Below are 14,136 nucleotides of genomic sequence, written 5' to 3'. Positions count from 1 at the left end.
TATCTTTGTCGTATCAGGTAAATACCTTAATCTCATTGTTAGCTAAACAGATTAACAATAAATAGAGAAATTAGAGTAGATTCTTAACCGCAATTTGCGTTATTGTTAACAAATTGTATGTATGTCTTTGTGCATACGTTTTAGGATAAGAGAGCAATTATGAATACACATTGGTGTTCGTCCTTAGTGACTAAACTCACCTTTGCCTTTATTTCGGTACTGATTAGTTTATGGATACTGATCGAAGTAAATTCTTATAACAATATCTATAGTGGTGCCATACAACATATTCTTATGACCTATCACCAAACCAGTGAAATAAGGGCTCATTTGAATCGGAATCTATTTAAACAGGCAATTACTGACATTCAACAATTAGAACATCGTATTAGTGAATCTCAGTTCGAATGCCTACATTTTCCAGATCAACATGAATTAGTTGCTCGGCAAATTAATATTGGCCATCATCACATGGAAACAAATATGACCAATCTATGGGCGCTACAAACTTTTGGCACCTCAGGTCAACAAAGATATATTGATACATTTATTATTGAACCAGGTAAGAGTATCGCAATTTATGCACTATCCACGATTGAACGGAATAATTTAACCAAACGAATAGCTGAAATTTCAGCATTAGCAAAGCAACCAACAACCGATGGTTTTCGTTGGAGTGAACCATTTTACGATGCCGCTAGCAAACGTAGTTATGTATTGATGAGTTACACGCCACCATCACAAAAACCTAATCATCAACAAGTGGGTTTTGTAATTGATATCAATGATATGTTAGATGTCTCTAATATTTATCATGCCAGTGATATCAACTTTTTCCTTACTCCCAAAGGCGTTCTATCCTTTAACAACGAGTTAAATATCTCGCAAAAGGAGATGGCCGATATCAAAATGCTAATGCTAACTTATACTCATCTGTTAGGATCGCTGTATGGCATTGATATTGGCCATTATTATGCTATATCAGAACAAATCGATGGCCCAAATTGGCAGCAAATTACATTAATTCCTAAAGCGCGTATTAAGCAAATTGCCTATACTCCTTTTGTCCATGAATTGAAATGGTCATTATTGTCATTTGCTATTATGACCATTGTGATGTTGTGGATTTTATGGCAATACCTGGCAAAGCCGATTCGTCACTTTGTTAATATTATTAAACAAGATGTGCAACCGACCTTTAATCGCCGTTTACCTGAATCACGTAAAGATGAACTTGGTGATATTGCTCGCGCTTATAACGCACTACTTGATACGATCAAACATAGTTATGATGAATTAGAAAACAAAGTTGCAGTGCGTACTATTGAACTGACTGAAGCCAAACAATTGGCTGAACGGGCTACAGCGCGTAAAAGTGAGCATCTTACTACTATCAGCCATGAACTCCGTACACCACTTAACGGCATCACCGGATCATTAGAATTATTGCAAACTACGCCGCTTTCCGAAAAACAAGCTAATTTACGTAATACCGCCTATACCTGTGCTAAATCGTTGCTCAGCATTATTAACAATATCTTAGATTTTTCTCGCATTGAAGCCGATCAAGTTGAATTAAACCTTCGCCGTTACCCGATCCTAAAAATTGTCGATGATGCAATGGTAACTATTCAGCCCCATTTAATAGATAAACCGGTTAAATTACACTGCATAGTCAATAATGACGTGCCAGAATCTTCAAATTTAGATTCATTAAGAGTGCAACAGATTCTAGTCAATCTTTTAGGTAATGCTGCCAAATTTACTGAACAAGGCCATATCATACTCACGATTAAAGTAGAAAAAAATCAGCTCTGTTTTTATATAAAAGATACCGGCCCGGGCATAAAAGAAGAGGATCAGGCATGTATATTCCAACCTTTTGTGCAGTCATCACACTATAAAGTTGGAACAGGGCTAGGTCTTTCTATTTCTGAGAAAATCGCCGTTATAATGGGTGGAAATATTACTCTAAAGAGTGATTATGGCTTTGGCGCTACCTTCATATTTCGTATGCCTTTACTCGAACCAAGTTCACCCATGTGTTTACAGCCAGAACCTATCGTTGCCCCGCATAAACTACATGCACAAATTGCTTTGTGGGGTGGCCAAGCTAAGGAAGGAAAGAATCCATTACTAGAAAATGAAGGGTTAACCTACTTGCCATGGCGATTATGGAAGCAGTTGTATGAGATCCAACACGGTATTTCATTGCCCTCTTCATCAATGCTATTCAAAACGATCATACCTTGGAAGTTGAAAATCCTGTTAGTCGATGATGTTGCTACTAACCGTGATATTATTAGCCAAATGCTCATTGAACTTGGTCAAATGGTTTATACCGCGGACAGTGGTAGAGCTGCGCTTAAACTGGGTAAAAAACATATTTTTGACTTGGTATTAATGGATATACGAATACCAGACATTGATGGTTATCAAACCACTCGATTGTGGCGTAAAAGTAATGTTATTCTGGATACTGAATGCCCAATCGTGGCACTTACCGCAAACGCTAATCCAAGCGAACATGAAAAAACAATATCGTTAATGAACGGCTATTTGACTAAACCCGTGTCTCTCGAGCAATTAGCCCAATGCATTGAGATGGCAGCCGAAATCCAGATCGATCGCGATATGCAACCTGAAGTTAACTGCGATAATGCAGAACCGATCATGAAATTTTCTGAAGATGAATTTAATCAACGGCTAGCTCAGCACTTTTCTGATATGATCAAACGTACCCAACATTGCTTACAAACACGTAATTGGGAAGATCTACGAAACATTTTACATAACATAAAAGGTAGCGCAGCCCTTACCGGTTTTGAGAGCATAGCAAAAACTGCAGCAGAGTTAGAAAAACGTCTCGAATCACAAGGACATTTTTCTAGTGATGAACTTGAGGTGTTATTAATCGCACTAGAATATAATCAATCACTGATTCATCATGGCCCGTAACAGGGCCAAGCTGTTAGAAGCCCATCCTGTGCGCCCATTTCATCAAATCTGCTACATTATGCGCATCGAGTTTCCTCATAATATTCATTCGATGAGTTTCGACTGTTTTCAAGCCGATCACTAATGCTTCTGCAATATCACGATTACGCTTGCCCTCGAAAATAAGTTTAAGTACCTGTTTTTCTCGATGGGTTAATACCGGAATATCCCCATTTTCGACTCCTTTTAACGCAACAATTTTTGCTGCATCCAAATTAGGATCGATGAAAAACTTACCTCTACCGACACTTTTAATTGCCGCTATCAGTGTACTTTTAGAGCCATGTTTTAATACATAACCATTAGCGCCTGCATCAAGGGCATCCCGAGCTTTTCGCTCTTCTTCAGAAGCTGTCAATACAATCACCATTAATTTTGGCCAACGTTTTCTTAATTGACGAATAGCTTCAACACCACTCATGCCAGGTAAGCTAAGATCCATTATCACTAAGTCTGGCTGCAATTTTAGACATGCATCATATACACCAAGACCATCAGTAACAAATCCAACTAATTCCAGATCGGAGTAGGGGGCAAGACAGCTTTTTAAGCCATCAAAGATCAAGTCATGATCATCCACCACAACGATCTTGATTCGTTTCAAATCCCCAGTAATCATTTAACTTCCCCATCTTGGTTTCTGTCACACTTGATACTCTAAATTCATAACCTCAAGCGATGGAGGAAACTACTTTAACAAGTAAAACAATGCAACTTATTATTCATTATAATGCTTATCATTCCTACAACTAAAAGAGTGATAAGTTTCAAATTTTTATAAACAATTAATCAATCATCACTATCGTAACGGAGATCCATTACTAAGCGCAATAACTCAGCGACCGGTTCAAACAAGCTCTCTGGGATCATTTGTCCCGTCTCGACTTGTTGAAACAGCGCGCGCGCTAATGGGATATTCTCAACCATTGGGATACCTGCTTTTTCAGCAAGTTTCACAATATGCAAAGCCATATTATCTTGAAATTTTTCAACAACTTGAGGTAATGGAGTAATGCCAGGTTGGTAATAAAGACAAACGACAATATGGGTTGGATTACGAACAATCACTGTTGATTTTCTTACATTCGCAACCACTGAATTACTCGCTATTTCTCGTTGTATTTCACGACGCTTTTGCTTAATTTGAGGATTACCTTCTGTATCTTTAAACTCTCGTTTTGTATCCTCCTTCGACATTTTTAACTCTTTCATCACATGATAATATTGAAATCCGTAGTCTGCTATGGCAAACACAATATAACAAACTAAGAATCCTCCCCATAACCATTGAATTAGTGTAAAAGTTACCATTACACCACAGTCAATACCACAAGTTGGCAGATATTGGAATAGGTTAACATAATAATCTAGTAAATAATAAAAAACCAAAGTGAGTACAATAACCTTTAAAATATTCTTTCCAAACTCAAATAGATTTTTCATGGAAAAAATCTGTTTAGCATTATTAATAATATTCATTTTATTAAAACTAAATGCCAAACTTTTGTGCGCCCAAATTGGCCCAGTTTGAACAATACAGCTTAAGCTGATTGTTACAATTAATACCACCAGCAAGCCAACCATAAAACGCAACAACAGCATTATAAAGGAACCAATAATTGTTTTAGCCGCGACATCGATCGGTAAAGAGAGTGAGCGGACAGTTAAAATAACCAATTCGCCTATCGCATTAAATAAAGCATGCCCTTCCACAATTAAATAACCGAGAATAACTGCCATTTTTAATACCGTCACTATTTCATTACTTTTAATGACTTGTCCTTTTTTACGTGCCTCATTTATCCGCTTTTGTGTAGGCTTTTCCGTTTTTTCAGCCATTAATATCATCCCCGCCAAAGTTGGAATAAAGTTGAAACTTGTTTTTCAAATAGCTGGATCTTCATAAAATAGTGATTAAACGCAAAATACATACTAACCAGAAGAAGAAAAACAACTAATACGCTTTTGATTGGCATAGATAGAAAAAACACATTAAGCTGCTCTACCGAACGATTTATCAATCCTAATGCAACATCAACTAAAATCATCACCACCATGGCAGGCATAGCAAAACTCATACAGAGTTCTAACATCATATGCCACTGTTGCTGAATAAATAACAACATTGAAGCATTAAATGATAACGGTGCATTTGGCGGTAACACATTATAGGAATGATAAAGCGCAGTGAGTAACGCATTGAAACCACCAGAAACTAAAAATAGGACACTCAATATTTGGGTAAATAACATGCCAAAAATTGAAGATTGTAATCCCATTAAAGGATTTAAGATGGTTGACATAGAGGCGCCGCGCAGAGTATCGATAATAAATCCTGCCATATCAATAGCCCAAAAAGGGATGGCTGCGCAAAAACCGAGCACTAGGCCAATAAGCAACTCTTCACTGTATAGAAACACTAACTCTGTTACAGTTTGATGAGTGAAATCGATTGGCATAGTCTTGATTATTGGAGCTATAGGTAAAGCAAACACTAATACCAAGCTGTTACGAATCAAACTACTACCCATAGCTCCCCCTTTAAATAGCGGCAATAATAGTAACATGCCTAGGGGTCGCATCATGCTCAATGCCAACCAAGGCATCATTTGCATTAGGCTATTCATCTAATCCTCTTATTTACCTATTTGATCAAAAGATAAAATAGCGTAGTTAAGTAGTGCACTTCCCATCCAGTGGTAACTTACCGCCAAGGTAATACATACAGCGACTAATTTAATTAAAAATTGCAATGTCTGGTCTTGGATTTGTGTGAGCGCTTGCAATATACTCACCAACAACCCAGTGATTGATGCCACTATCACAATCGGTAATGAAAGCAGCAGCACGATCCATAACAATTCGGAAGTAAAATGAATTATGGTGGACTCATTCATGAAAAAGACACCATCAATTGACCGATAAGTTTGTCCCAGCCACCCATTAAAATAAAAATTAATAATTTAAAGGGAAGCGCGATTGTCATCGGGGAAACCATCATCATCCCCATTGCTAATAAAACATTAGAAACAATAAGATCGATCGCAACAAACGGCAGATAAATTAGAAAACCAATTTTAAATGCAGCAATCAGTTGACTCATGGTAAATGCAGGAACCATGACTAATAAAGAGTTAGGAGATAATGAAGTTTGATATTGTTTAGGCCAAATTTTATAGCCTATTTGGGTAAAAAATTTAATTTGTTCTTCGCTGGTATTTTTTTTCAAAAAATCTTTATATGGCGCGATAACCGAGGAATCTATTTGTTCCATTGAATTAACCGAATTCCAATCAATCGGCTGGACTTTAATATTATCACGAATGGCAAAACCAACTGGTGCCATAGTAAATAAAGTTAATATTAATGCCAAACCATAAATAGCCATATTAGGCGGAATTTGCTGTATACCTAACGCATTGCGTAACATTGATAAAACAATCGAAATTTTTAAAAATGAAGTTCCCATTACTGCAAACAAAGGCATTATGGATAAACAAAAAAGCACTACAATTAATTGCATCGGATTATTAAATAACGACATAATACCTCCACTCACTCTATAGAAATAGAGTATCTATGGTACGATGAAGCGAAAATATCCGGTAAATACCTGAGAACAGTTAAAGAAAAAATAACTGTTTTATAAAATTCTGGAAAACTATTTGCCTCAATAAATGATAATTATTTACCACAAGTTATTTAGAATGATATATATTTTTCATTAATTTGTTAAACAACATACTGGTTATGTCAAACAAAGTCCAAATATATTTTATTGAATAACAAAAAAACATATTTTAAATATATTTTTAACATAAATATAAAATTTATTTTCCATAAAAAAATGAAACTGCAACTTATTTTAAAATAATTCTCTTATAAGCTTGTCGTCAATTTTTTATTGTTCCTATATTCTTTAAATACAGCCATTTAATTTTTTGATCAGAACGCTATTCTATATCGTGAACTTGTTATATAACAATAGAATTATTTTCTATAAAATGGCCTTATCACTATAAAAATGAGGTAAATAATATTAATATTTGATGCAAACATTTAATTAATCTACTTCAGCAAAATTTTCCTCCTGTTTTTATCTTTGAAATAAAATTTTATAAAATCTCAGTAGTTTACTGGATATAACTGTATAAATTCAGCTGCTAAATTCACTTTGCTATATCATGGAGCAAAGTTGTTTATTAATAAAAATAAATTATACCTAGGGAAATTATAATGTCATTTATTCTTTCAACACCCAATAATCCCTTAACAATCAATGACTCCAGGCTTAATGCAGTTAAAGCAATTAAAGAAAAGTCATTAAAACATAAAGGGAAAATTAATGTTTATAAAAAATGCAATAAATATATCAATAATATTAACGTAATCATGATTGATACAAATAACACATTTAAAGGATTATCAAAATTAGAACAATCTGTTTTTAAGAAAAATAAATTAAAAGTATCTGAAGTAACTGAAACATTTATTATCAATAACCCACCAACTAATCAAATAAACATTCCAAAAAATAACCCGGTCGAAGCAATAGCAAAACTCGATGCTGAAATTACGTTACAGTATGCCAATTTTCAAAGCTTGACCAACTTAGCTTCATTATCAGAAGAACTTGCTAATATGTATCATCAGATATATTTACAAAAGGCAATAGAGATAAAAAAAGTAGAAGACATTAAATTAGAAGCGATAATAGAAAAGCAAAATATTAATGAACTAAAAAGCCATTTACAAAAATTACACATTTATAATAGAAAATTACAAGGAATAATTATTCACAATCTGGAGCTATTGCCGACACCTTTAGAGAGAACATTACCATTATTAACTAATAAAAATGCAACCGCCATTATTAAAGATGCTATTATCGAAGCCAGCCGCCCACCTAAAAATATATTCACTCGATTAACTAAATTTATTTTTCCCAAGTGGTATGAGCAACAGCAAAAAGAGATATTGAGCTATGAAGTGAAAATTGGGAAATTGCATAATTTAATTTTACGTTTGCAAAAAATAAAAGGCTTCGAAGATGTTGCCACAGCCGCTTGGCTACACGCAATGGTGCGTCAACTATTTCTGCAAGCAACCCCAAAGCCTTATCCATTTGATCCTTTAAAATTACTTTCACCTGAGCATCGATTATGGTGTCAAAAATTAAAAATATGGGGAATTATCTCTTAATTATTGCTATTACTCGTGAACGTCTAATAAGTCAGGATACAAACCTGCCGTGTTAATCTAAAACTTATTGGTGATTTTTAAATTGGCTGATATCCCAACTGAATACCAGATGACATAGCTGCTGGAAAATAATAAAACATGCAAAATAGAACATTATCGTATATTAGGCTATTCTCCAGCCATGATGGCGCAGCCTACACAAAAAAGGCAAATTAACCAAGATTAACAGGCATAATAACCAGGGGGAAAGTTAATATTTCCCCCTTTCACTAGTTAAATTCACTGTGATCTTATGCAATAGATTAATACTATCCTCCTGAGTAACCAATTACAGCTATTGTTCTGCTATATCATACTATTATCAGATAACGCTATGGTATCAGCTTTGACCAGATCATTATGATCATTTAAACGCCGATTAACCGCTGCCCGAAAAGTGTCGGTATAGTAAAATAGTGTTTCTAAGGTTTGGCTATCACCACAAAATCCTCCCTTTTCAATCCGCCAACAAACGCGTAAAGCCGGCTGATAGCATAATAAAGCGAATACCCCTTTCATCCGATGCACATGTAGTGACAGCGCTTCCTCATCAATCGACGTTGATCTTAAATTATGTAGTGTGGCCAGATCTTGTTCTATTCCTTCCAAAATTGCTTGGAGTAATTGATATTCTTTCTGTTTATCACCGCTAGCCAAGGCACTGATACCATCAAAACTGAGTTCATTTTGTGAATTAACTCGCTGATAATATAGAGCAATTTCCGATAATAAATGATCTTGTGTTAAAGGTTTAACCAGTACACCATCCATACCCGCAGCCAGGCACAGTGATAGCTCTGAACTAAATGCATTTGCAGTACACCCCAGAATAACTTGGGCCGGCAAGTTCGTTGCGCTGATGATGCTCTTAATACTTTGGTTAATTCATAACCATTCATCACTGGCATCTGACAATCCGTTAATACCATATCAAAATAATTTTCTTCCACCAGCGTTAATGCTTGCTCAGCACCTTCAGCAAGGGTTACCCGATGTTGGGAAGAAGCCAATTGTAGAGATAGCACTTGCAGATTGGCTGGTAGATCATCTACTAATAAAATATTGAGTGATTCCTGCTGGATAATACTGGTAGGAGAAGCTTCCTCTTCTTGCAGCTCACTCTGTTTTAACGGTAAATTCATATGTGCCAATGTGCCACCACCAGGAGCTGCTTCTAACGTGAGCGTGCCATCCATTAGCGCCATTAATTGGATTGATATGGGTAATCCTAACCCTGTCCCCCTTGAATCCGCTTCTACTTGGACATAAGGCTGTAAAATTTCACTATACATATGTTCTGGAATACCACAACCGGTATCTTGCACATATAAGGAGAGCATTTCCGTTGCACTATCAGTTGTGCGTTGTATCCATGCCCTTAACGTGATAAAACCTTCATCAGTGAATTTAACTGCATTACTGAGCAAATTATTGATCACTTGAGTAATCCGGGTCGCATCAAGTAGATAATAATTTTGCTTGGGGATAGTTAATTCAAGCGTAAAACCTAATCCTTTATCCTGTGCAATGGCACAAAAAGGTTCTGCACACTGTTCCAACAAGGCATACAAAGCAACCGGCTGTAAATTCAATGTCACGGTGCCAGATTCAATACGGGTGAAATCCAAAACATCACCTATCACACCCAGTAAAGAGTTAGCAGCCCGACTGGCGGTATGCAAAGGAACATTTTCCGGTAATTGTCTGACTTCTAATTCCAATATACCAATGATGATATATAATGCCGTGCGGATCTCATGGCTAATATACGCTAAAAAAGCCGATTTTTCATTACTTGCTCGTTTCGCTTTATCACGTTCTGTGCGTAATTCTCGCGCCAATAATTTTCGCTCGGTAATATCAAACCAGCCACCAATTATACCCTGTACAATTCCTTCTGCATCACGGTAATGCTCTAACCATAAATAGACTTCTCGCGTTTGACCTTGAATAGAAATCGAACAATCAGAGAAATAGGCGGGTGCACCAGATAAACAACTAAGAAATTGAGTAAATATTTCTACTTCATCATCGGGTCGAAAAAAACCTTGTGAAAATAGCGAATGACCAATGATCCTCTGGTGTGGCAAATCCCCCATCTCATGTAAAAACCATGGATTGGCAGCAGTAATATTCATGATAGGATCACAGACAAACATTGGAGCTGGGATCGTATTGAATAAGGTTTCCCAATAAGCTAATGAGTTCTGTAATGCGATTTTTGCCGCTTTACGCTTTCTTATCTGGCGCGTTAACCAACTACCCCAAAAAATTGAAGTAATTGAGATCATTGATAACAAACTACCCCAAAGAATTATCCAAGAGGAAAGACGTAATACACTGTAAGAGGTGAAAAAAGTGACCGGTGATAACCATTTCTGATGTAAATAACGCAGATCTTTTGGCGATAACGCATCTATTGCTTTATTTAAAATATTAACTAAGGGCGCATAATCAGCAACCACAGCATACCTGGCATGTAATAAATCTCTGTTAAGTGAGTTGATTAAAATAGAATCACCATAACGACTTGACTGAAGATAGTTGGCACTGACAAAATTATCTAACGCCGCATCTGCCGCGCCAGCTAGTACCATTTCAATGGCCTTCTCCATACTTTCAACTTCAATCAACTCAATATCCGGCTCATGATCAAATTCTGTCAATAATATGTGACCACATACCACTACAATTTTTCGATGACGTAATTGCTGCAGACTCTTAGGTGCATTGCGGTAATTGCGCGTGATCATCACCCATTCAAAAGAACTATATGGATGAGAAAAAAGTAACCACTTTTTGCGTTGTTCATTACTCACTAATGACAACGCCATGTCTGCATTACCCTGCTGTAAATTATCGATAATATCGGCTGAATTATCGACGGTGACCAAATTAAAATGTATACCTGTTTTTTCCCCGACCAGACGTAAAATATCGATATTCATGCCGATAATTTGACCATTCGCATTCTTATAGGAATAAGGTGGAGAATTGTGTTTTACCACCACATTAATCACAGGATGTCGTAACAGCAAGTTCTTCTCCTCACGGGAAAAATTAATATTTTCACTATTTAGTACCGGAACAATACCGGCGATCCAGCGTTCATAGACAACATTTTTAATGGTTTTAGACAGTTCGTTTAATGCGCGATTAACATCATCCATCCAGGGATCATTTGCACGGACAATAAAATTGTTTTCCAATGTACTGGCATAATCGACAGGATGCCAAACTAAAGAGCTAGGTAGCGAACGAAAGGTAAACTGATAAGCCATTTGTGCTTGTCCACCAATAAAACCATCAGCCTTGTCAGCTAATATTTCCTGTAATGCTTCTTGGGTTGATTTGACAATTGCAACTTCACGATAGGATTGGCGAATTTTATCCACGACTTCCCGCGGTTCTTCATGGGCAACTAATACCCGTAATTCATCCGCTTTATAATAGATTTTTTCTTTCTTTATCAGCATCACCAGCGGTTGGATTAATATAGGCTTACTTTCATTCCCTTTGCGGACTGTTGCTGATAATGAAGCGGAGGTCTGGGCTAATAACTGAATATATCCTTTATCTAATGCTTTTTTTGCCTGCTGGTAATTGTCAAAGACACGCAGTTGGATTAGTATTTTTAATAATCTTGCTAATACACTAAGATAATCTGCATAAATTCCCTCGATCCTACCATCCCAACGATAAATGACTAAAGGTTGACTTGTACAACGGACAAAACCCACGATAAGCGCTGTTGGTTTATCTTTAAAATTATCGACAAAATTTACCTTAGGCAAAAATAATCGTTGCGCTATGTTAGAATAAAAACCAATCTCTTTACCTTCAGCGGGAATTGTCTCTCCAAATGAATCATTACTCAGTGAATGACCAAACACAGGTAAAGCAAAAAACCAATACCATCCCCCAAATAAGAGGGCTATTTTTTTTCTTCTGCTCACCCACTGAGCCCCACCTGTTGCAAATAATTATATAAAGCTGCATCGTTTGGAATATTAAGCTTTTTCATTACACTCTGTTTTTGCGAACTAATAGTTTGCTTAGTGCGAAAAACTTTGGTCGCAATATCATTAACGGTTAATCCTTTTGCCAGTAAACGTATCACTTCTAACTCTTTAGGCGTTAATATCCGAGCGAGTTGATCAATAGGAGAACTGAGAAAGTCAGAACTAATATAAGGCTGTTCCTGACCCGCAGTATTATAAAGTCCTTTCTCAAGTTCACTCGCTAAACTGCTTTTATTCAGGATTGCTTTGACATGATAACGCGAAAGCATGCTGATGATATTTGGTTCATTAACCATCGTGATCACCACGATAGGTAAAGTTGGCCAATTTTTGCGAATATGACTTATCATGCGTAAACCATCCATATTTTTGTCTCCCGGCATAATAAAATCCGTTATCAACATATCTACCGGTTTAGTTTGCAGCAAAGATAGCAGCCCACTGACATGATGTGCCTCACCCACAATCTGATAATTTTCTGGCATACTAGCAAGGATCATACGTAATCCCAGTAAAAATACCGGGTGATCATCAGCAATAATAACTTTTTTACTCATAGGTCCCTCAGATCTTTTTTAACGTGAAATTTCATATAATAAACCTTCCATTTCTTTGCCCCTATCTCCTTGACGCAAAATCAATGCCAGGTGGGCTTCATTAAAACCACCTTTACCATCCGACAACCTAATTTTTAACACTTTAGGTTTGCTGCACGCTGACATCTTAAGCTGTTCAACGGCTTTTCTGTCATCAAAATGGATCCAGGCAACGAATAGCGCCCATGAGGCTGGCATAGGATAATATTGACGCCATGTTTTGAGGTTATACCAGGTAATATGCTCATCTTCTCGGCTTAATAAAAAACGATGCATAACATCTAGTTCTAAGATGCTATAAGCTAATAAGAAACGCGCTTTATAACGAAATAACACATGATATAAACTGCGTAAAAAACCAGCTAAAAATAGGGCAGGAAAGGCTAACAATACGCTACACCACTGCATTAAATCTATTATCGATTGACGTCTTATTTCATCACCTTCATTAAAACTTGGCATATTAAGTAACGGTAATAAAACAAAACCGACTGAACATAGTGATAAAAAAGCACTAAGTAGTAATAAATTACAACTCAGTGAAAGCAGAATAGTCATACTGACACTGGCTAACATTAACCAGGCAATATAGGGTGGCGATATAATAAAAATCACCGGATAAAATATCAAACTCGTTATTATGGCCATCCAAAAAAATATCATTAACCAATGTTTTGTCCGGCAAGGTAATTGAGGACTACGGCAAAAACTATAAATAACCAGAAAACTTAGCGGCAAATAATTCAATATATAGACAACTATTCTTTCCAATGGATCATATAAATCAAAGGACAGATCAGATAAATAAAATATTAAGTTGGTAATAAAACATCCTATGCTACCAACAACCACATTTATCAGAGTAAAATTAAGTATTTGCCAGGCATTACGTGGCATATAAGCAACACCATAAAAATACTGCCAAATAAATGCTGCTGCTGCCAAATAAAGGCTATCGGTCGTGGCAAATATTAAAGAAATGATTACCGAACGACCTGATAACTGACTAGCACAAAGATCTACCAGAAATTCTTTTACTAACCATAATGGCCAATAACGCGGCGGTGAAATAGATAAAAAACCAACTAAAATACCCGCGGGAAACCAAATTAATGGATAAAGACTCCCAATATTATGAGTCTGTAAACTTAATAAGGCTAATCCCAGATCAATAAAAATAAAAATTAACCAATACAGTGATATTTCCAACGTCTTCATTATATTATTCTAATTATATTGCCTATTATTTTGATAGAAATTACACCAACCAACAGATGATA

General features: G+C 36.2%; 11 protein-coding genes. 2 read left to right on the top strand and 9 right to left on the bottom strand.

The genetic code is table 11. From position 1 onward, the window contains the following. Nucleotides 1–159: 159 nt before the first annotated feature. The gene (locus H1X92_RS04030; RefSeq protein WP_180558967.1) at nt 160–2,958 is read left to right on the top strand and encodes a two component system sensor kinase; all 2,799 of its coding nucleotides are present in this window, start codon (nt 160–162) and stop codon (nt 2,956–2,958) included. A gap of 13 nt (nt 2,959–2,971) precedes the next feature. Here the strand turns inward: H1X92_RS04030 and H1X92_RS04025 are convergent, their stop codons facing one another. From H1X92_RS04025 to sctR, 5 genes are all read right to left on the bottom strand, one after another. Continuing rightward, nucleotides 2,972–3,616, bottom strand: a complete 645-nt coding sequence (locus H1X92_RS04025) for a two component system response regulator (protein ID WP_026823358.1) — start codon at nt 3,614–3,616, stop codon at nt 2,972–2,974. 170 nt (nt 3,617–3,786) lie between these two features. Next, entirely contained in the window at nt 3,787–4,836 is a 1,050-nt protein-coding gene (locus tag H1X92_RS04020) for an EscU/YscU/HrcU family type III secretion system export apparatus switch protein (protein ID WP_180558966.1), read from the bottom strand. 5 nt (nt 4,837–4,841) lie between these two features. Beyond that, the gene (sctT, locus tag H1X92_RS04015; RefSeq protein WP_180558965.1) at nt 4,842–5,624 is read right to left on the bottom strand and encodes a type III secretion system export apparatus subunit SctT; all 783 of its coding nucleotides are present in this window, start codon (nt 5,622–5,624) and stop codon (nt 4,842–4,844) included. A gap of 9 nt (nt 5,625–5,633) precedes the next feature. Next, on the bottom strand, nt 5,634–5,894 hold the full coding sequence (locus tag H1X92_RS04010) for an EscS/YscS/HrcS family type III secretion system export apparatus protein (RefSeq protein ID WP_026823355.1): 261 nt from the start codon (nt 5,892–5,894) through the stop codon (nt 5,634–5,636). After that, on the bottom strand, nt 5,891–6,541 hold the full coding sequence (gene sctR, locus H1X92_RS04005; protein WP_180558964.1) for a type III secretion system export apparatus subunit SctR: 651 nt from the start codon (nt 6,539–6,541) through the stop codon (nt 5,891–5,893). The genes H1X92_RS04010 and sctR overlap by 4 nt, the downstream gene beginning before the upstream one ends. Before the next feature lie 692 nt (nt 6,542–7,233). Between sctR and H1X92_RS04000 the strand changes: the two genes are divergently transcribed. After that, nucleotides 7,234–8,199 (top strand): hypothetical protein, encoded by a 966-nt coding sequence (locus H1X92_RS04000; RefSeq protein ID WP_180558963.1) that lies wholly within the window; start codon nt 7,234–7,236, stop codon nt 8,197–8,199. A gap of 345 nt (nt 8,200–8,544) precedes the next feature. Here the strand turns inward: H1X92_RS04000 and H1X92_RS03995 are convergent, their stop codons facing one another. The 4 genes from H1X92_RS03995 to H1X92_RS03980 are packed head-to-tail and all read right to left on the bottom strand — an operon-like array spanning nt 8,545 to nt 14,074. Then, nucleotides 8,545–9,009, bottom strand: a complete 465-nt coding sequence (locus H1X92_RS03995; RefSeq protein ID WP_180558962.1) for an Hpt domain-containing protein — start codon at nt 9,007–9,009, stop codon at nt 8,545–8,547. Further along, on the bottom strand, nt 8,982–12,194 hold the full coding sequence (locus H1X92_RS03990; RefSeq protein WP_180558961.1) for a transporter substrate-binding domain-containing protein: 3,213 nt from the start codon (nt 12,192–12,194) through the stop codon (nt 8,982–8,984). The genes H1X92_RS03995 and H1X92_RS03990 overlap by 28 nt, the downstream gene beginning before the upstream one ends. Beyond that, nucleotides 12,191–12,817 carry a response regulator gene (locus tag H1X92_RS03985; RefSeq protein WP_180558960.1) on the bottom strand — a complete coding sequence of 209 codons (627 nt, stop codon included), beginning with the start codon at nt 12,815–12,817 and terminating at the stop codon, nt 12,191–12,193. The genes H1X92_RS03990 and H1X92_RS03985 overlap by 4 nt, the downstream gene beginning before the upstream one ends. Before the next feature lie 18 nt (nt 12,818–12,835). Next, nucleotides 12,836–14,074, bottom strand: coding sequence for a hypothetical protein (locus H1X92_RS03980; RefSeq protein WP_180558959.1), 1,239 nt, complete (start codon nt 14,072–14,074; stop codon nt 12,836–12,838). Nucleotides 14,075–14,136: the final 62 nt, after the last annotated feature.

This window comes from Arsenophonus endosymbiont of Apis mellifera, from assembly GCF_903968575.1.
Classification (GTDB): Bacteria; Pseudomonadota; Gammaproteobacteria; order Enterobacterales; family Enterobacteriaceae; genus Arsenophonus; species Arsenophonus apicola.
This window is presented reverse-complemented; position numbering and strand designations above follow the sequence as displayed.

Coding starts and splice junctions, on each gene's coding strand:
- H1X92_RS04030 (WP_180558967.1), top strand. CDS start 160: ATGAATACACATTGGTGTTCGTCCTTAGTGACTAAACTCACCTTTGCC.
- H1X92_RS04025 (WP_026823358.1), bottom strand. CDS start 3,616: ATGATTACTGGGGATTTGAAACGAATCAAGATCGTTGTGGTGGATGAT.
- H1X92_RS04020 (WP_180558966.1), bottom strand. CDS start 4,836: ATGGCTGAAAAAACGGAAAAGCCTACACAAAAGCGGATAAATGAGGCA.
- sctT (WP_180558965.1), bottom strand. CDS start 5,624: ATGAATAGCCTAATGCAAATGATGCCTTGGTTGGCATTGAGCATGATG.
- H1X92_RS04010 (WP_026823355.1), bottom strand. CDS start 5,894: ATGAATGAGTCCACCATAATTCATTTTACTTCCGAATTGTTATGGATC.
- sctR (WP_180558964.1), bottom strand. CDS start 6,541: ATGTCGTTATTTAATAATCCGATGCAATTAATTGTAGTGCTTTTTTGT.
- H1X92_RS04000 (WP_180558963.1), top strand. CDS start 7,234: ATGTCATTTATTCTTTCAACACCCAATAATCCCTTAACAATCAATGAC.
- H1X92_RS03995 (WP_180558962.1), bottom strand. CDS start 9,009: ATGGATGGTGTACTGGTTAAACCTTTAACACAAGATCATTTATTATCG.
- H1X92_RS03985 (WP_180558960.1), bottom strand. CDS start 12,817: ATGAGTAAAAAAGTTATTATTGCTGATGATCACCCGGTATTTTTACTG.
- H1X92_RS03980 (WP_180558959.1), bottom strand. CDS start 14,074: ATGAAGACGTTGGAAATATCACTGTATTGGTTAATTTTTATTTTTATT.